Source organism: Bacteroides sp. 90-K9/2, from assembly GCF_047310725.1.
Classification (GTDB): Bacteria; Bacteroidota; Bacteroidia; order Bacteroidales; family Bacteroidaceae; genus Bacteroides; species Bacteroides vicugnae.
Window position 1 is genome coordinate 1192471 of record NZ_JBCGVL010000001.1, and the last position, 17028, is coordinate 1209498.

Here is a 17028-nt window from a genome sequence, read left to right on the forward strand (position 1 = left end):
CCAAAACACGAAAGTTACATGAACCTACGTGCAAGATTATCCGAACGAGTACACATTGAAGACATCAGAGAGGTACTCCACTTTATACAGGATGATGAACGGCTTAGAGAAGAAATCTACCAACTGATATTCGACGAAGATGCTATCGTCTCCTATCAGGCATTGTGGGTATGTACTCATTTCTCAAAGGCAGATGTAGAATGGTTAAGCGGGAAACAAGACGTATTGATTGACGCTGCCATGACCTGCCCACACTCTGGAAAACGGAGAATGATTCTGAACCTGATATGCCAGCAACCTGCCGCCGATCCGCCACGAGTGGATTTCCTCGATTTCTGCATGGAACGTATGATCTCCCGTGAGGAACCACCGGGCGTACAGTCGCTCTGTATGAAACTGGCTTATCAACTGACACGCTCCATACCGGAACTGCAACAGGAACTACGCACCATGTTGGAAATCATGGAACCCGACTTATTGGTCCCCGCTATCCGCGCTGTGCGAAGAAACACGCTGAAAGCCATACAAGCAAAGAAAAGCTGATAATTTCTATCGCTTTTATCTTACCGTTCAATTAGAGTATATTCAGATGGAAGATCTGGGATATACCCGTCACCGAAATCTGAATACCGATGCAGAAAGTGAAAAAAGCAACAAGCTTATTAATGATTTGATTTCCCACCGGTCCCAACCTCTGAATAAACCTCTGTCCCTGTGAAAGGAAAACGTAAAAGATGGCTGCCATACAAATAATAACAAGTGCAATGACCAAATAATTAATTCCGGTTTGCAGCAACTTGCCTTTAACACTTGCAGACGCCATCAAAGTAAAGATAACCGATATACTGCCCGGCCCGATACTGATAGGAAACGTGATGGGATAAAATATCTTCTGCTCGATGTTTTTCCATCTGAAACCGTCTACATTCTTGCTGGCTTCTTCTTTATCAGACGAACCCGAATCCCCCAACAGCTCCATTGCCGTCTTGCAAATCAGTATTCCACCTCCCAACTGAATAACAGGAATAGCCAGACCGAAAATCAACAGAAACAAATGCCCTATCACCAATGTCCCTACACCGATCATTATAAAATTGAGTGTCAGTTTCTGAATAGCTGCTTTCCGTTGTTGAGGATCGAGGTCTGTAAAGAATCCATTAACGACAAAACCATTCCCCAAAGGATTTATCACCGGAAACAGTGCCATAAACGATGACGAAAATATGATTAGAAGATTGCTTAATGACATAATACCTGTTTTTTGATACTTTATTAATATCTGATATGTATCTAAAACATAAATGGAACGTTATTGTTTTGAGAATATGCTTTTGCGAAAGGAATCCGCATCGGTTGAATTCCTCGTGAAAGCAGTTTATAATAAACCTTTAACTAGAAATTAAAATTATGTGTACAAGAGTCGTTTATTCGGGAAAAAATGGAATGGTGGCAACCGGCCGGTCTATGGATTGGAAAACAGAAATGCACAGTAATCTTTGGGTATTTCCCAAAGGTATGGAAAGAAATGGAGAAACGGGAGCCAACTCCCTGAAATGGACTTCCAAGTATGGCAGTGTGGTGACTTCAGCTTTCGAGATTGCCAGTACAGATGGGATGAATGAAAAAGGGCTGGTTGCCAATCTGCTGTGGCTGCCCGAAACGGAGTATCCGGTCAGAGATCAAACTAAACCGGGACTTGCCATTACCGCATGGGTACAATATATGCTGGATAACTTCGCCAACGTAGAAGAGGCCGTCGCTTTCATCGATGAGAATACTTTCCAAGTGGTATCGGACATGATGCCGGATGGTTCCCGCCTGGCAACCTTGCATTTATCAATTTCCGATGCAACAAGTGATTGTGCGATATTTGAATATACGGGCGGAAAGCTGACTGTCTACCACAGCAAGGAGTACAAAGTGATGACCAACTCCCCTACCTACAACAAACAACTGGCACTAAACGAATACTGGAAATCAATAGGAGGATTGAGCTTCCTGCCCGGAACCAACCGACCGTCCGACCGTTTTGCAAGAGCCAGTTTTTATATCAATGCCCTGCCCCCAACAGATGATGTGAGGATAGCCGTGGCAAGTGTATTCAGCGTTATCCGTAATACTTCTGTTCCTTATGGCATATCCACTCCCGAATTTCCGGAAATTTCCACCACACAATGGAGAACGGTATCGGATAGTAAGAATCTGCTCTACTTCTTCGAATCAAGTCTGACACCTAATACATTCTGGGTAAATCTGCGGGAAACAGACTTGTCGGAAGGAGCTCCGGTACTCAAATTGTCTATCGCCAACGGTGAAACTTATCATGGAAATGCAACGAAAGAGTTTCAACCGGCACAGCCGTTCAGATTTATGGGAGTAAAAGGATAAAATTATCCCCGGAAACGATCCGTCTGAAGCACACCCAAAAAGTTTTTGTATCTAACTCTTGAGACGTATTTCGATCATTTCCGGGGATAAAATCTGTTTCTTTAACAGCTTGCCATTAATTGAAATAATAAAGGAATACAGCAATTCCTTCCAGCGCCTTCTTCGGTTGGTCTTTTATTTCGATAGCAAACTTAATTTCTGCTTTTGCCACACCACGCAGATTGGTCAGTGAGTGCAAAGTAGTCACCAGACGCACGCTCTGTCCTGACAATACAGCCTGACCGAATTTCATCTTATCCATACCGTAGTTAATCATCATCTTCAGGTTATTTACCTGGATAATCTGATTCCACAGATAAGGAAGCATAGACAATGTCAGGTAGCCATGAGCAATCGTGCTATGATAAGGGCTGTCTACTTTCGCACGTTCCGTATCTACATGAATCCATTGATGATCCAGCGTTGCATCAGCAAAAAGATTAATACGTTCCTGCGAGAGTTCCACATAATCGGAAACACCTATCTGTTGGCCTACTAGTTTTTCAAATTCTTCATACGAATTGATAATTACTTTTTCCATAAGTCTTATCGTTTTTATGGGGGTTATTTACTATTAAATTGGGGACAAAAATAGGAAAAATAAACTGATATGCCACCAAATTTATAAATAAAAGCAAGGAATGAAGTATTTAGGTATGTTTTACAAACCGGAAGCCCGTTTCAGTGCTTCTGACAAAATACTGTAACCCTTGCCATTCAAATGTAAATCGTCGAGAGTCAACTCCGGATTCAGCCTGCCATCCAGCAACAAACGGTCGAAAACATCGAGATAGACAATGTCCGTCCCCTGCAATTTCTCGTATATCTTCCGGTTAAGGACACGAATGAATTGATTCACAGCCGTACTGTAATCATCGTAATCATTACGTGGGAAAATACAGAAAAGATATGTTTTCAGTGAAGGGATGGCAAGAACCGCTTTTACATAACGTTCCACATAATCGTCCATATTTTCATCATTCAACTGATAAATATCATTGGTTCCGAATTGAATGACGACTTGGCAATCGGAAGTGTCTACGGTAAAAGACTCCACATAAACCAGTCCTTCACCGGGAGCACCATAGTTCAGACATTCCCATGAAGGAAAGTAGACATCCAATGCCCAAAATGCCATGTGACTGTTGCCAAGAAAGGCAAATTTAGGTTTTTCTCCCATTCTATTCATGTTACTTCATTCGATAATTCACGGATTTACTTTACTTTTGCAAAGGTAATCACATTCATTCATATATATAAACCGATGATACATTTTTTCAAGCAACCCATTTCTCACCTTACGTTACCGGATAAATTCACTTATCCTTTCCACTATACGCCTCATCCATTGTGCGTGTTGGCAGCGGAAGAAGTGAAAGAATATATCGCGAGCCGAGAAGAATGGCAAGAAGAGCTAGCTTTCGGAAAAATGTTCGGGGTGTTGATTGTACAAAAAGAGAATAAACAAGAGACTACAAAAAAAGAAGCGGTCAATGAAATTGGTTATCTCGCTGCTTTCTCCGGCAATCTGGCAGGGAAGAATCTGCATCCTTATTTTGTCCCTCCTGTCTACGACTTATTGCAACCGGAAGGATTCTTCAAAATGGAAGAAGAACAAATATCTTCCATCAATATCCGTATTCGTGAATTAGAAAACAGTCGTTCTTATCTCGATTCAAAAGAAAAGTGGAAGACGGAAACGGAACAGGCTAAAGCTATGTTGAATCAGGCTAAAGCAGCACTCAAAGCAGCAAAGGAGGCGAGAGAGATTCGCCGCCAATCATCCCCCGCCCTTTCCGAAGAGGAACAAGCCTCCCTGATCCGGGAAAGCCAACACCAGAAAGCGGAATACAAACGACTGGAAAAAGAATGGAAGAAACGATTGGAAGAACTCGAAACGGAAACAAGACACTTCGAGACTGAAATAGAACAACTGAAAACCGAACGGAAGGAACGTTCGGCAGCCTTGCAAAGAAAGTTGTTCGAGCAGTTCCGGATGCTGAATGCCAGAGGAGAAGTGAAAGACCTATACACTATCTTCGAACAGACAGTTCAGAAAGTTCCTCCTGCCGGTGCGGGTGAATGTGCTTTGCCTAAATTGTTGCAATATGCGTATCTTCATCAATTAAAGCCATTGGCTATGGCCGAATTTTGGTGGGGAGACTCTCCTAAAAACGAAATCCGGCATCACGGATATTATTATCCTTCCTGCAAAGGAAAGTGTGAACCTATTTTGCTGCACATGTTGCAAGGACTGGAAGTAGACGAGAATCCGCTGCTAAACTCCATCCATGAGGATGAAGAACTGGAAATCGTATATGAAGATGAATGGCTAGTAGTAGTCAATAAACCGGCAGGAATGTTATCCGTTCCGGGAAAGGCGGAGGACAGAGATTCAGTCTATCATCGCCTGAAAAAGAAGTATCCCGATGCCACCGGACCTATGATTGTACATCGCCTCGATATGGCAACTTCCGGATTATTGCTCGTAGCGAAAACGAAAGAGGTACATCAACATTTACAAGCACAATTTGCTGACAGAAGTATCAAGAAACGCTATACCGCTGTATTGGATGGGGTAACAGCAAGAACAGAGAAGACAGTATCAACGGAAAAGACAACACTACCATTTGGAAGAGCAGGAAGAATCAACCTTCCTCTCTGTTTGAATCCCCTCGACCGCCCCCGGCAAATCGTCAGTAGAGAACATGGGAAAGAAGCGATTACAGAATACCGGATCATCAGTGAACCCGAAAAATATACCCGGATTACTTTCTATCCGTTGACCGGACGAACACACCAATTACGGGTACACGCCGCCCATCCGGAGGGATTGGGTTGCCCCATTCTTGGGGATGAACTTTATGGAAAGAAAGCGGACAGGTTATACCTCCACGCCGAATATATAGAATTCCGTCATCCCATCAGCGGAAAGATTCTATGCATACAGAAAGAGGCTGACTTCTAAGCTGCAACCGTGCTTGTGAACACCTGCTTTTTCAACCTGCGATAAACGTAGATAAATGCCGGCACGAGGAACAAGTCTGCCGCTATCCAAGCCATCGGATCACCGTAGCAGACAGCAACAAAGCCGAATGCAGGCACAGCGTAAATGCTGACAAGAATACGCGCAATCATCTCCGCCACTCCCGAAAACATGGCAAGATTGGTATATCCCACTCCCTGAATCGTGTAGCGCAGGATGCACAACAATCCAAGCATCGGGAAGAACATACAGGAGATATGCAGGAATAGCTCGGTATCCAACAGAATTTCCGTTTCTGACGGATCTACAAAGATCAACGCGAAATATCTGGCTCCCACCATCAGAAGAACGAACGTAAATGCCGCATAAACGATCATCATCAAAGCACTCGCCTTGATTCCCAACCAGATACGTTCCGGTTTCCCCGCCCCATAATTCTGTCCGCTATATGTAGCCATCGCAATTCCCAGACTTTCGAACGTACAGATAAAGAACATTTTGATTCGCATGGCAGATGTAAAAGCAGCCACACACGCCGTTCCCAACGCATTATTCGCACTCTGAAGCATGATACTGCCGATAGCCGTGATAGAGAACTGTAATCCCATAGGCACACCGATGTAAAGCAATGTCTTTGCCAGTTTCGCCTGAAACCGGCGTTCTTTCGGACTACCCTGCAATATTTCAAACTTCCGGTACATATAAATATAACAAAGGACAGCCGACAGCCCCTGCGAAAAGACAGTAGCAATGGCAGCTCCCGCCACTCCCCAGCCGAGTACCAGAATACAGAACAAGTCAAGAATGATATTCAGAACAGCAGCAAACAGCAAAAACCAGAAAGGCGTCTTACTGTCTCCCAACGCACGGATGATGCTTGAAAGAAGATTATAGAAGAAAGTGAAAGGAACACCGATAAACGTTACAAGCAAATAAGCATAAGCTCCTTCGAAAATATTCTCCGGTGTGCGCATGATTCGGAGTATGTCCGCACAAAAGAGACTGGTAACAAGAGCAATGACCACAGACATCCCTGCTGCCAGCTTCAAACTGACGGAAACGTAACTGCGCATCGTACTGTAATCTCGTGCACCAAACTTCTGCGCAACGGGAATCCCGAAACCTCCGCAACATCCATTACAGAATCCGAGAATCAGGAAAACAACCGATGTACTGGCTCCCACAGAAGCTAACGCGTTAATTCCCAAAAACTTTCCTACAATTGCAGCATCAACAAGCGAATACGTTTGTTGTAAGAGATTGCCGAGTAAAAGCGGCAATGTGAACTTTAAAATGAGAGGTAATGCCGGCCCTGCCGTCATTTCTTTAGAAGTTGCCATACGTCTATGTTCCAAAATTGGGCGCAAAGATACGGAAAATTCAAGGAATTAGTTCTCGATTTGCGTTCCTCTTTTAGTTGACATAAATCAATAAATGAGTATGAGAGTATGAATACCCCGGTCTATCGTTTCACCAACCGTTTAGGTGAACCATGCCACGAGCATCCCAAGCAGAAGACTTCTGTCAAATCGAATCCCTCCACCGAATCTTCCGGATATTTGGGAACCACTTCACCATCTTCGAGCACATAAACCAGCAGCCTTTCACCTTGTCCATTCTTCACATACATAGCTGCAATCTTGCATTGCGGACACAATAACTTTTTCATGCCGCAAAGATACAGATTGTTTCCGTCAACAACAAGCTCTTTCTAAGAAGTTTAAGAAGCCCGCCCATGATTTACTGTTTATCTATTCTTCCAGAATCCCGGATAAAACAACAGGAGTACGCTAAACAGCTCCAGACGTCCCACCAGCATCAGAAAAGAGAGTATCCACTTTGCCGGATCAGGTAAAGAATTCCATGAAAATGCAGGTCCGCAAGTTCCCAATCCCGGACCGACATTGCCTATACTCGAAATAACCGTACTGACGGACTCGGTAAAGCCAACTCCCAAAAACAAGAGAACCGTCCACCCAATCAGGATCAGGACCAAATAAAAAGCAAAGAAAATCAGTACGGTAGTTACGATAGAAGAAGACACCGTCTGCTTATTGATACGAACGGGAAGCACGGCATTCGGATGGAGCAGATGCTTAAACTCATTCCGGATGGCACGTGCCACAATCAGCAACCGCATATTCTTGATACCTCCACTGGTAGACCCCGTACATCCTCCCGAAAGCATCGCAATAAACAATAACAACCACGTGAAAGGAGGCCACATATTATAATCGTCCGTAGCAAAACCGCAGGAAGTATGCACCGTAGACACTTGGAACAATGCTTTCCGGAAAGCCAGCTCCCAGTCGTAATGATTTTGAAAGACAAGTGCCAATGTGATAAGGAAAGTCAAAATACCCACCGACGCCAGGAACCAGTGCAACTCTTCATCTTTGAACAAACGACTGACTTTTCCTTTCAAACACATCAGAAACAAAAAGAAGTTGATACTGGAAACAATCATAAAGATAGCCACCACATATTCTATATACGGAGAATTCCAGTAAGAAATACTGTTCTGCTTCGTAGAATATCCACCCGTAGCAGTAGTGGCAAACGACTGGCAAATGGCATCAAACAAGCTCATGCCCCCAAACATCAATAAAACAGTTTCCGAAATAGTCAGTACCAGATAAATGGTCCATAACCACTTGGCCATAACATTGATTTTCGGATGGGTACGATCGTGTGTCACTCCCGTAGATTCAGCAGAGAAGAGTTGCACTCCTCCGGTGGTAAAGATAGGAAGAATGGCAATCGTGAAAAACACAATCCCCAAACCACCGATCCATTGCGTCAGGCTTCGCCAGAAAAGCATACCGTGGGAAAGGGATTCAATATCATCGAGAATGGTGGCTCCTGTGGTGGTAAACCCGGACATGGTTTCGAAAAAGGCATTGGTTATCGTATCAATGCTTCCGCTGAAATAAAAAGGAAGCATGCCGAAAAAGGTAAAAGACACTCCGGCACAAAGTAAAAACATCCCCAATTCGATGAATAGCAACATACCCAGCACACGCCCTATCATCTTCCGGTTGATCATGCTATTATTCTTACTCCGAATATACAGACTGTTATCTGAAATGTACTCTTCCATAACTCATGAATTATCTTGTATGCTCCCCTCATAGCCAAGAGTATGCCAAAATGAAAAGGATGCAGATAATTCGCTTATAATCAATGCAATATTTTTTTCATTATGAAAAAGTAATCTCTAAATACCCTACCAAAATGAAAGGGTGATTTTCAAATTAGAAAAAAGAAGAAGGTGTATTTTAACAGAATACGCCTGTATTTCTGCATAATCTTCGCTATCTTTGTCACTTCAAAGTGTAAAAAGAAAGAGATGACAGCATCACACATTGAACGTGAAAAGAAAACAGTAGAATTGATGATCCGCCTCTATTGCCGGAAAAAAGAAAAAAATACAGTTCTTTGTGCCGACTGTGAAGAGTTGCTTCGCTATGCCCATGCCCGTCTCGACCATTGTCCGTTTGGAGAGAAAAAGGGGGCATGCAAGGAATGCACCGTACATTGCTACAAGCCTGCCATGCGCGAACGAATGCGGCAAGTGATGCGTTTCTCCGGACCGAGGATGTTGCTTTATGCACCCTGGCAGGCCATACGACATTTATTGAACCTATAACTTACTAAAAAAAATCAGTAATGAAAAAAGCCATTATCATTGGCGCTACCTCCGGCATCGGACAAGAAGTTGCAAAATGTCTGCTACTGGATGGATGGCAAATCGGAGTAGCCGGCAGACGGCAATCCGCTCTCGAAAACCTGCAACGGGCAGCACCGGATCAGATTCAGATTCAAGCGTTGGACGTAACACAGGAAGATGCAGGCGAGAAATTGAATATGCTCATCGACAAGGTGGGCGGCATGGATTTGTTTCTTCTTAGTTCGGGCATCGGTTTCCAGAATACGGAGCTAAATATGGAGGTGGAACTGAACACGGCATACACCAATGTTGAGGGATTTATCCGCATGGTAGATACCGCTTTCATCTATTTCAGGAAAAACGGAGGCGGCCACCTGGCAGTCATCAGCTCCATCGCGGGAACGAAAGGGCTTGGGGTGGCTCCTGCCTACTCTGCCACCAAACGTTTCCAGAACACTTACATAGATGCTCTCGAACAACTTTCATATTTACAAAAACTAAATATCCGTTTTACCGATATCCGTCCCGGATTTGTTGCCACCGATTTGCTGAATGACGGAAAACATTATCCGATGTTGATGGACGCAGCCAAAGTGGGACGCCACATTGCCTGGTCACTGGAGCGGAAACAACGGATAGTGGTGATCGACTGGCGCTACCGGATACTGGTCTTTTTCTGGAAAATGATTCCCCGCTGGATGTGGAAACGATTGCCTGTAACATAAACTTATAATCTAACTAAAAAATGGAACAAAAATTTTGTCAAAGTTGCGGTATGCCGATAGACGACTCAACTTTTGGAAAAGAAGCAAATGGTAGCAAGAACGAAGATTATTGCCACTATTGCTATGCGGACGGACATTTCACGAAAGAGTGCACCATGGACGAGATGATCGAACATAATCTAAATTTTCTTAACGAGTTCAATAAAGATTCGAAAGTAAAATACACGGTGGAGGAAGCACGGAAAGCGATGAAAGAGTACTTTCCACAGTTGAAGAGGTGGAAATAAAATGTAATAAATATAAACTTTCAGAGATACATTTATCTCTGAAAGTTTATATAAAACCATGTACAACCATTCTCTCCCCCGCTATAAACAAATTCTTTCAAATTCTATATTTCATGTACGTATCAACGTGCGTACTATCTGCATACAAGCCTAAATTCTAAAATTATCCACAAAAAAATATCATTCATAAAAAACACTAAGCGGCAGATTCCCTTTCTTTTTTCCACAATTATACCGTAATCCAAGAGATATGTTAGTAAACAGGAAATATATCTATAAAATTGGGCACAAACGCAATCGTTCATAACTTCAGCTTTTCCGTTCATTAATTCCTTTTTTCTTATTATTTTTATTACATTTGTATATAGAAGCATGCTACAGTGGTTAAGAAACGATGTACATACACTCTACAACCCAATTACCCATTTGATTCGACAGACAAAAATAAATAACAATAAAAATGAATGAAAAGGAGATTCTTCCCAGTGAAAACAGCCAGACAATCTTTGAACAAGGAATAACTGAATTGATGCACGAACAAATTCTGTTTGCGGAAGGTATATATGCCCATATACCGATAAGCATAGAAATGTATGATACAGACGGAATTTTACGTTTCATCAATGATCACGCATTGAAAATGTACGGAGTCAGCGACCGGAGTGCAGTCGTAGGTGTCGTCAACCTGTTTTCCAGCCCTTACATGGATGACCAGCTCAAAGCCAGAATACAAAGCGGTGAGGAAAACATGACGCTGGAATTTGAATATGATTTCAACCGCATCAATGAAGACGAGTATTTTGCTACTTACAACAAAAATAGCATGATCTTCGAAGTCCAGTTAGTTCCTTTACGGAATAAAGCGGGAGACATCATCGGACATATGCTGCTCTCCAATGACAAGACAGCAGTCAGAGAAACAGAATTCCGGACAGAAGAAAACAAGAAAAATCTGGAAATGGCAATGGAAGCCGCCAATATGTCTTCCTGGGTATACGATGTCCGCAAAAAAACATTCAACTCATTGTATGGAACATCCATTGTCAAAAAAGGAATGACTCTGGAGGAAGTATTAAATATATTGCATCCGCAAGACCGTGACCAGTTGAGAGTCGTGTTCTCACAGCTAATAAATAAGGAGATCGAAAACGGACAAATCACATTACGCGCCTACAATGAGGCCGAAAAACAATATCGCCACTATGAGAGCAGAATGCGCCTGTCCTCCGAACATATGGGGAAGTTATTGATTATCGGAACGCAATTGGACATTACCGAGAAACTGGAAATGGTAAAGAAAACACAGGAACTGATAGCCAAACGCGAACTTGCCATGCAGGTGAGCAATATCGTTCACTGGGATTTCGATGTACGTACCTGTAAGTTCGAATCTTACCACGATCCTATCAATGATTATGCAAGCGACAAACTTCTCACCATTACAGAGTATCTGGAAGTCATACACCCCGACGACCGGTCTGTTGTCTACGACGCTATGCAATCCATGCTTTCGGGAAAAGAAGTGACCATCAATTTCACCTGTCGCATGCAAACTAAATATGATAATTCATGGCAATATTGCAATATTCTGGGCGTACCGTTCGAGAAAGACGAATACGGCAATAACATACGCTTCACGGGATTCCGGCAAAATATATCCAAACTTCACCAACTGGACGAGGAAGTAAAGGAACGAAATTACAAAATGGAACTTACTTTCAAGACTATCGGAATGTCTTACTGGGATTTCGATGTCATGACCAGACAGTTCAAAGCATTCAATGACCCGGTAAACGATTATCATCCGGAAAGAGCCATCACCCCGAACGATTACATGGAAGTGGCTCACCCGGAGGACTTGGACTGTATCGGCAAATACATCGAGCATATGCTCCAACGGACAGATAAAGAGTTCAGTTTCCAGTACCGCTCCAAAAGTAAATGGGATGTAGAGTGGCAAACTCTGATAGTAACCGGTATTCCGGTTGAAAGAGACAAGAAAGGAAACGTCACCCGCTACACCGGCATAAAGTTCAACAACACGAAGTGGGAAAAGATGGCACAGGAACTGAAAGAGCTGAAAGAGAAGGCAGAACTTTCCGACCGGCTCAAATCAGCATTCCTTGCCAACATGAGCCATGAAATACGTACACCCCTGAATGCCATTGTCGGCTTCTCGGGCTTAATGGTGCATTGCGATAATCCGGAAGAAAAAGAAGAATACATGAATATCATCGAATCCAACAATGAATTATTGTTGCGGCTCATTAATGATATTCTCGACCTTTCCAAAATTGAATCAGGCATCCTCGAACGTAAGAGAGAGAAATTCAATCTGTCCAAGACCTGCAATGAACTATACATGATGATTCAACAGAAAATCACCAATCCTGACGTAAAGGTCTTCGTAGATAATCCTTATGCGGACTGCTGGATATTTCTGGATGCCAACCGTCTTAAACAGGTATGGATGAATTTCCTCACCAATGCGGTGAAGTGCACTCAAGAGGGATTCATCAAAATGGGATATAGCATAGAAAACGAAGGAATCCGTTTCTACGTGCAGGACTCGGGTGTCGGTATTCCGATAGAAGTGCAGGACAGGGTGTTCGGACGTTTTCAGAAGCTTAACGAATTTGCGCAAGGCACAGGACTCGGCCTGGCCATTTCCAGAGCAATCATAGAAGGTGCAGGAGGAAAGATCGGGTTCACTTCCAAGCCCGGTATCGGTTCCACTTTTTGGGCATGGGTTCCTTGTACTACAGATACACAGGGGACTGACATGGCCCAGGAAAACAAAAAAATATCCGGACCGTCGGTTTCCGTTCCGCCACTTCCTTCATTGAGCGATATCAATAAGAAGGTTTTCAAAGTACTGATTGCCGAAGACAATGACAGCAACTTTTCTTTAGTGCAACACATTCTCTTCAAGTATAATCTTACACGAGTAAAAAATGGAGTGGAAGCTCTTGAGAAGATACGTAACGAACAGTATGACATCATCCTCATGGATATGAAGATGCCGATCATGGGAGGACTCGAAGCGGTACGGAAAATCAGGGAATTCAATACCAAAATTCCGATTATCGCCTTGACAGCTTACGCATTCGATTCTGACAGAGCGAGTGCCATGGAGGCAGGTTGTAATGCATTCCTCACAAAACCATTAAACAAAAGCCAACTATTAGAACTTTTTTCTACCAAATATTAGTAAAGCACAAACAATTCTGATAACGTCATCCGGACAACGGTTTATACCAGTTCCGGATGGCGTTCTAACCATTTCACCGCATACGAGCAGGTTGCTTTCGGTTTCATCCCGTTGGCCAATGCGTAGCCGTAAGCAGCTTTCACCAGTGCAGCAGCTATTCCGCGGCCTTCTACCGGACGGGGTACAATTGTATGGATAATATCAAGAGAATCACCTATCAGGCGATATTCTACAAAGGCGGTGCGACCGTCTACTTCTGTCTTGAACAATTTTTGTTCGGGCTGATGAATAATTTCGTAATCCATAATTTCTGTTACTTTAAAGTTGGCTTATTGTTCGTTGAGTACTCTTGCAAAATAATCTTGGGTTATTAGCAGGGATTGGGATTAGAGTTGGTCAATCCACTTCAACTGACTCGTATCATATCCACGGCGTTCGGCAACGGTGACGAGTTTCTTCTTGATTGCTTCCGGCAGTTGAGGTGTACGGCTTAGTATCCAGAGATATTTATCGGTACTACTACCTACCAAAGCATAGTTATAATTCTCTTCATCCAGCTCCAAGACGTAATAGTCAGAATAGAAGCTAAGGAAGAAAGACACTTTCAGTTTACCCGGCTGTGCGGGATCGGGTATCTTGGCGTGTCCGTTGGCAGTCTTGCAGATGTCGTAAGGAGAATTACGTTTGCATCCCCGGTTCTCTACACGAATCATGCCGTCGGGACGAAGCGTATAAGTAGCCGTGACGTCTACAAGTCCATGTTCAAAACGGTTCTCGTAACGGGCTATTTCATACCAGAGTCCCATATACCGGTGCAGGTCGAGAGAGGTAACCGTACTGTGATCCGTACCTCTGAAAAGACGTTCGACATTGGAAATGGAGAAATGAAATCCCGCTTCCGTCAGACGCGTAGGGCGGACTCTCTGACCGGCAGTCAGGAAAGAGGCAGCTTCACCATATAAGATTCGGAAAACTTTTTGAGGAACCACAATCGTTGTCCATGCCTGATAAGCCTTTCCCATCGCATGGGTGAAAGCATTTTGCGAGATCTGCTGCGGGGCAACCAAGTTGTATACACCACGTGTTTCTTCGTGAGTGATAAAGAATTCCATTGCACGACAAAGGTCGTGTATCGATATCCATGGAAAAGCTTGCGTACCGGGACCAATGGCGGTGGCTATCTTTGTGGCCTGTAAAGGACGAAGCATCTGCTGCATCGCTCCCCCATCCGGAGAAAGCACTACGCCGAAGCGTGTAATAATGAGCCTGGTAGGTTCGGGACAGTGTTTCGCTTCCTTTTCCCACGCATAGCAAAGATCGGACAGAAAGCCTTCTCCACGGGTACGGGTATATTCGTCCACCTCCGCTTCCGAAGGATAATAGCCTACGGCGGAAGCCGAAATCATCAGTTTCGGTTTCGTCTTGACTGCGTTCAAAGCGCGGATAATACGATTGGTTACGACAATACGACTATTGAAAAGCTCCTGTTTATATTCCGGTGTCCAACGCTTATTGATAGGTGCACCTGCCAGATTGATGACAACATCGCAATGGGTCAATGTCTGAATCAAATAACCGGACATACCTTCGCGAAACATCGACCTTCCCAGAGGAATGATCCGGTGTCCGCCCTTTTCTGTGAGATAATTAGAAAGATGTTTACCGATATATCCGGTAGCTCCGGTCATTGCTATATTCATCTTGATTCATTGTTTATTTAACTCTATTAGAAAAACGTATAAAATGCAAGAAAAGTTCTTTGAAAAAGGCAAAATGAGGTTATCTTTGCAAGGTAGACTTAAACATTGAAGCATCCAAAAAGGTTATAAAATGAAAAGACGAATGAAAATCAACTATATTCTTACACTTATATTAGTATTTTGCATCGGTGCTTCCATCCCTGTATTGACAGGCAGCAGCCAAGTGAACGAACAACATTCCGCTAAATCGGAAGTGCCGTATTGCGTTACTCCGCCTACCGTTCCCACACAAGTCACCTTCGACGGGGAAACGATTGATCTCCGGCGCTACGACCGCCGCGAACGGATGGACCGCGAGATGATGGCCTTCACCTATATGCATTCCACCACCATGCTATTGATAAAGCGTGCCAACCGTTACTTCCCCATCGTGGAACCGATACTGAAAGCAAACGGCATTCCTGATGACTTCAAATACCTGATGGTCATCGAAAGCAACCTGAACAACATTGCACGCTCTCCGGCAGGAGCAGCGGGTCTGTGGCAATTTATGCCTGCCACCGGACGGGAATTCGGGCTGGAAGTGAACGATAACGTAGACGAGCGTTACCATATTGAAAAAGCAACCGTTGCCGCCTGCAAATACTTCAAACAAGCGTATGCCAAATATGGCGACTGGATGGCTGTCTCCGCTGCCTATAACGCCGGACAGGGACGTATCTCCTCCCAACTCGAAAAGCAGTTGGCAAATCATGCCATGGACTTATGGCTGGTAGAGGAAACTTCCCGCTATATGTTCCGCCTGCTGGCAGCCAAAGAGATATTCAATAACCCGCAACGTTACGGATTCCTCTTGAAACGGGAACATCTGTATCCGCCTATTCCTTATAAAGAGGTAACCGTCAACACTTCTATCGACGATCTGAACGACTACGCAAAGTCACAGGGAATCACCTATGCCCAACTCCGCGATGCCAATCCCTGGCTGCGCGACACTTCATTGAAAAACAAGACCGGAAAGACATACATTCTCTATATTCCTACACAAGAGGGAATGTATTACAACCCGCAAAAAACCGTTGCCTATAATAAACAGTGGGTCATCGACTAAAAAGGCTTTTTCTTTAATTCCGGCCAAACACTATTGATATGAAACTGAAAGAAAGAATCCATCTTTTTTTGCATGACGAGAAACTGAAACGAAAGTTGTATGTCATCATCTTCGAATCGGACACCCCTGCCGGGAAATTGTTCGACGTGATTCTTATCGGCTGTATTCTGGTCAGCGTATTGCTCGTCATCATCGAAAGCCTGAAAGGACTTCCTACCTATCTGACGACTCCGTTCGTCATTATGGAGTTCCTTTTCACCGGCTTTTTTACTTTCGAATATCTGACGAGGATTTACTGTTCACCCCGTCCCCGAAAATACGTATTCAGCTTTTTCGGTATCGTAGACCTATTGGCCACGCTGCCTCTTTACATCGGTCTGCTTTTTCCGGGCGCCCGCTATCTACTCATCATCCGCGCCTTCCGCCTGATACGTGTGTTCCGCGTCTTCAAGCTTTTCAACTTTCTGAATGAGGGGGAACGGCTGCTCACTGCCTTGCGTGAAAGTAGTAAGAAGATTGCAGTGTTCTTCTTGTTTGTCGTCATTCTGGTGACTTCCATCGGAACGCTAATGTATATGATTGAAGGAACGCAACCCAACTCCCAGTTCAACAATATCCCGAACAGCATCTATTGGGCTATCGTCACCATGACTACCGTAGGTTATGGAGATATTACTCCCGCCACCGGCCTCGGAAAATTCCTTTCCGCCTGTGTCATGCTGATCGGTTACACGATTATCGCCGTACCCACAGGTATCGTATCTGCCTCCATGATGAAAGAGTATAAACGCAGGAGAGACAAAGAATGTCCCAACTGCCATCGCTCCGGACACGAAGATAATGCAGAGTTTTGCAAATATTGCGGCCACAGCCTGGACCCATCCGAAACCAAAGCGGAAGAGAAATAAGTC

At 43.9% G+C, this 17028-nt stretch carries 17 protein-coding genes; 9 read left to right on the forward strand and 8 right to left on the reverse strand.

Annotation, left to right across the window (positions count from 1 at the left end; all coding sequences use genetic code 11):
- Nucleotides 1-18: 18 nt before the first annotated feature.
- The gene (locus AAHJ11_RS04635) at nucleotides 19-543 is read left to right on the forward strand and encodes a hypothetical protein (RefSeq protein WP_148364486.1); all 525 of its coding nucleotides are present in this window, start codon (nucleotides 19-21) and stop codon (nucleotides 541-543) included.
- 31 nt (nucleotides 544-574) lie between these two features.
- Here AAHJ11_RS04635 and AAHJ11_RS04640 read toward each other — a convergent pair whose 3' ends face one another.
- Nucleotides 575-1249 (reverse strand): MarC family protein, encoded by a 675-nt coding sequence (locus AAHJ11_RS04640; RefSeq protein WP_004304823.1) that lies wholly within the window; start codon nucleotides 1247-1249, stop codon nucleotides 575-577.
- Between the two features lie 158 nt (nucleotides 1250-1407).
- Between AAHJ11_RS04640 and AAHJ11_RS04645 the strand changes: the two genes are divergently transcribed.
- The gene (locus AAHJ11_RS04645; RefSeq protein ID WP_004304821.1) at nucleotides 1408-2388 is read left to right on the forward strand and encodes a linear amide C-N hydrolase; all 981 of its coding nucleotides are present in this window, start codon (nucleotides 1408-1410) and stop codon (nucleotides 2386-2388) included.
- Nucleotides 2389-2503: 115 nt separating this feature from the next.
- Here the strand turns inward: AAHJ11_RS04645 and AAHJ11_RS04650 are convergent, their stop codons facing one another.
- Together AAHJ11_RS04650 and AAHJ11_RS04655 are read right to left on the reverse strand one after the other, a co-directional pair.
- On the reverse strand, nucleotides 2504-2968 hold the full coding sequence (locus tag AAHJ11_RS04650; protein ID WP_004301986.1) for a MaoC family dehydratase: 465 nt from the start codon (nucleotides 2966-2968) through the stop codon (nucleotides 2504-2506).
- Between the two features lie 120 nt (nucleotides 2969-3088).
- On the reverse strand, nucleotides 3089-3616 hold the full coding sequence (locus AAHJ11_RS04655) for an SGNH/GDSL hydrolase family protein (protein WP_148364483.1): 528 nt from the start codon (nucleotides 3614-3616) through the stop codon (nucleotides 3089-3091).
- Between the two features lie 75 nt (nucleotides 3617-3691).
- On the opposite strand from AAHJ11_RS04655, the gene AAHJ11_RS04660 reads away from it, so the two are divergent.
- The gene (locus AAHJ11_RS04660) at nucleotides 3692-5395 is read left to right on the forward strand and encodes an RluA family pseudouridine synthase (RefSeq protein ID WP_320979428.1); all 1704 of its coding nucleotides are present in this window, start codon (nucleotides 3692-3694) and stop codon (nucleotides 5393-5395) included.
- Here the strand turns inward: AAHJ11_RS04660 and AAHJ11_RS04665 are convergent.
- The 3 genes from AAHJ11_RS04665 to AAHJ11_RS04675 form a co-directional block, all read right to left on the reverse strand.
- The gene (locus tag AAHJ11_RS04665) at nucleotides 5392-6753 is read right to left on the reverse strand and encodes an MATE family efflux transporter (protein WP_148364481.1); all 1362 of its coding nucleotides are present in this window, start codon (nucleotides 6751-6753) and stop codon (nucleotides 5392-5394) included. The genes AAHJ11_RS04660 and AAHJ11_RS04665 overlap by 4 nt on opposite strands.
- 122 nt (nucleotides 6754-6875) lie before the next feature.
- Complete coding sequence (locus AAHJ11_RS04670; protein WP_148364480.1) at nucleotides 6876-7082, reverse strand: hypothetical protein; 207 nt, start codon at nucleotides 7080-7082, stop codon at nucleotides 6876-6878.
- Nucleotides 7083-7160: 78 nt separating this feature from the next.
- On the reverse strand, nucleotides 7161-8513 hold the full coding sequence (locus AAHJ11_RS04675; RefSeq protein ID WP_320978736.1) for a TrkH family potassium uptake protein: 1353 nt from the start codon (nucleotides 8511-8513) through the stop codon (nucleotides 7161-7163).
- A 249-nt stretch (nucleotides 8514-8762) separates the two neighbouring features.
- Between AAHJ11_RS04675 and AAHJ11_RS04680 the strand changes: the two genes are divergently transcribed.
- From AAHJ11_RS04680 to AAHJ11_RS04695, 4 genes are all read left to right on the forward strand, one after another.
- The gene (locus AAHJ11_RS04680; RefSeq protein ID WP_074557894.1) at nucleotides 8763-9062 is read left to right on the forward strand and encodes a nitrous oxide-stimulated promoter family protein; all 300 of its coding nucleotides are present in this window, start codon (nucleotides 8763-8765) and stop codon (nucleotides 9060-9062) included.
- A gap of 20 nt (nucleotides 9063-9082) precedes the next feature.
- Nucleotides 9083-9808 carry an SDR family NAD(P)-dependent oxidoreductase gene (locus tag AAHJ11_RS04685; RefSeq protein ID WP_074557892.1) on the forward strand — a complete coding sequence of 242 codons (726 nt, stop codon included), beginning with the start codon at nucleotides 9083-9085 and terminating at the stop codon, nucleotides 9806-9808.
- A 20-nt stretch (nucleotides 9809-9828) separates the two neighbouring features.
- Nucleotides 9829-10095 carry a zinc ribbon domain-containing protein gene (locus AAHJ11_RS04690; RefSeq protein WP_217723144.1) on the forward strand — a complete coding sequence of 89 codons (267 nt, stop codon included), beginning with the start codon at nucleotides 9829-9831 and terminating at the stop codon, nucleotides 10093-10095.
- 460 nt (nucleotides 10096-10555) lie between these two features.
- Nucleotides 10556-13306, forward strand: a complete 2751-nt coding sequence (locus AAHJ11_RS04695) for a hybrid sensor histidine kinase/response regulator (protein WP_148364477.1) — start codon at nucleotides 10556-10558, stop codon at nucleotides 13304-13306.
- A gap of 41 nt (nucleotides 13307-13347) precedes the next feature.
- On the opposite strand, the gene AAHJ11_RS04700 is transcribed toward AAHJ11_RS04695, so the two are convergent.
- Both AAHJ11_RS04700 and AAHJ11_RS04705 read right to left on the reverse strand, forming a co-directional pair.
- On the reverse strand, nucleotides 13348-13611 hold the full coding sequence (locus AAHJ11_RS04700; protein WP_148364476.1) for a GNAT family N-acetyltransferase: 264 nt from the start codon (nucleotides 13609-13611) through the stop codon (nucleotides 13348-13350).
- Between the two features lie 81 nt (nucleotides 13612-13692).
- Nucleotides 13693-15006 carry a TIGR01777 family oxidoreductase gene (locus tag AAHJ11_RS04705; protein ID WP_320979427.1) on the reverse strand — a complete coding sequence of 438 codons (1314 nt, stop codon included), beginning with the start codon at nucleotides 15004-15006 and terminating at the stop codon, nucleotides 13693-13695.
- Between the two features lie 130 nt (nucleotides 15007-15136).
- On the opposite strand from AAHJ11_RS04705, the gene AAHJ11_RS04710 reads away from it, so the two are divergent.
- Nucleotides 15137-16117, forward strand: a complete 981-nt coding sequence (locus AAHJ11_RS04710) for a lytic transglycosylase domain-containing protein (protein WP_195649200.1) — start codon at nucleotides 15137-15139, stop codon at nucleotides 16115-16117.
- A 38-nt stretch (nucleotides 16118-16155) separates the two neighbouring features.
- Nucleotides 16156-17025, forward strand: coding sequence for an ion transporter (locus AAHJ11_RS04715; protein ID WP_320974519.1), 870 nt, complete (start codon nucleotides 16156-16158; stop codon nucleotides 17023-17025).
- Nucleotides 17026-17028: the final 3 nt, after the last annotated feature.

Coding starts and splice junctions, on each gene's coding strand:
- AAHJ11_RS04635 (WP_148364486.1), top strand. CDS start 19: ATGAACCTACGTGCAAGATTATCCGAACGAGTACACATTGAAGACATC.
- AAHJ11_RS04640 (WP_004304823.1), bottom strand. CDS start 1,249: ATGTCATTAAGCAATCTTCTAATCATATTTTCGTCATCGTTTATGGCA.
- AAHJ11_RS04645 (WP_004304821.1), top strand. CDS start 1,408: ATGTGTACAAGAGTCGTTTATTCGGGAAAAAATGGAATGGTGGCAACC.
- AAHJ11_RS04650 (WP_004301986.1), bottom strand. CDS start 2,968: ATGGAAAAAGTAATTATCAATTCGTATGAAGAATTTGAAAAACTAGTA.
- AAHJ11_RS04655 (WP_148364483.1), bottom strand. CDS start 3,616: ATGAATAGAATGGGAGAAAAACCTAAATTTGCCTTTCTTGGCAACAGT.
- AAHJ11_RS04660 (WP_320979428.1), top strand. CDS start 3,692: ATGATACATTTTTTCAAGCAACCCATTTCTCACCTTACGTTACCGGAT.
- AAHJ11_RS04665 (WP_148364481.1), bottom strand. CDS start 6,753: ATGGCAACTTCTAAAGAAATGACGGCAGGGCCGGCATTACCTCTCATT.
- AAHJ11_RS04670 (WP_148364480.1), bottom strand. CDS start 7,082: ATGAAAAAGTTATTGTGTCCGCAATGCAAGATTGCAGCTATGTATGTG.
- AAHJ11_RS04675 (WP_320978736.1), bottom strand. CDS start 8,513: ATGGAAGAGTACATTTCAGATAACAGTCTGTATATTCGGAGTAAGAAT.
- AAHJ11_RS04680 (WP_074557894.1), top strand. CDS start 8,763: ATGACAGCATCACACATTGAACGTGAAAAGAAAACAGTAGAATTGATG.
- AAHJ11_RS04685 (WP_074557892.1), top strand. CDS start 9,083: ATGAAAAAAGCCATTATCATTGGCGCTACCTCCGGCATCGGACAAGAA.
- AAHJ11_RS04690 (WP_217723144.1), top strand. CDS start 9,829: ATGGAACAAAAATTTTGTCAAAGTTGCGGTATGCCGATAGACGACTCA.
- AAHJ11_RS04695 (WP_148364477.1), top strand. CDS start 10,556: ATGAATGAAAAGGAGATTCTTCCCAGTGAAAACAGCCAGACAATCTTT.
- AAHJ11_RS04700 (WP_148364476.1), bottom strand. CDS start 13,611: ATGGATTACGAAATTATTCATCAGCCCGAACAAAAATTGTTCAAGACA.
- AAHJ11_RS04705 (WP_320979427.1), bottom strand. CDS start 15,006: ATGAATATAGCAATGACCGGAGCTACCGGATATATCGGTAAACATCTT.
- AAHJ11_RS04710 (WP_195649200.1), top strand. CDS start 15,137: ATGAAAAGACGAATGAAAATCAACTATATTCTTACACTTATATTAGTA.
- AAHJ11_RS04715 (WP_320974519.1), top strand. CDS start 16,156: ATGAAACTGAAAGAAAGAATCCATCTTTTTTTGCATGACGAGAAACTG.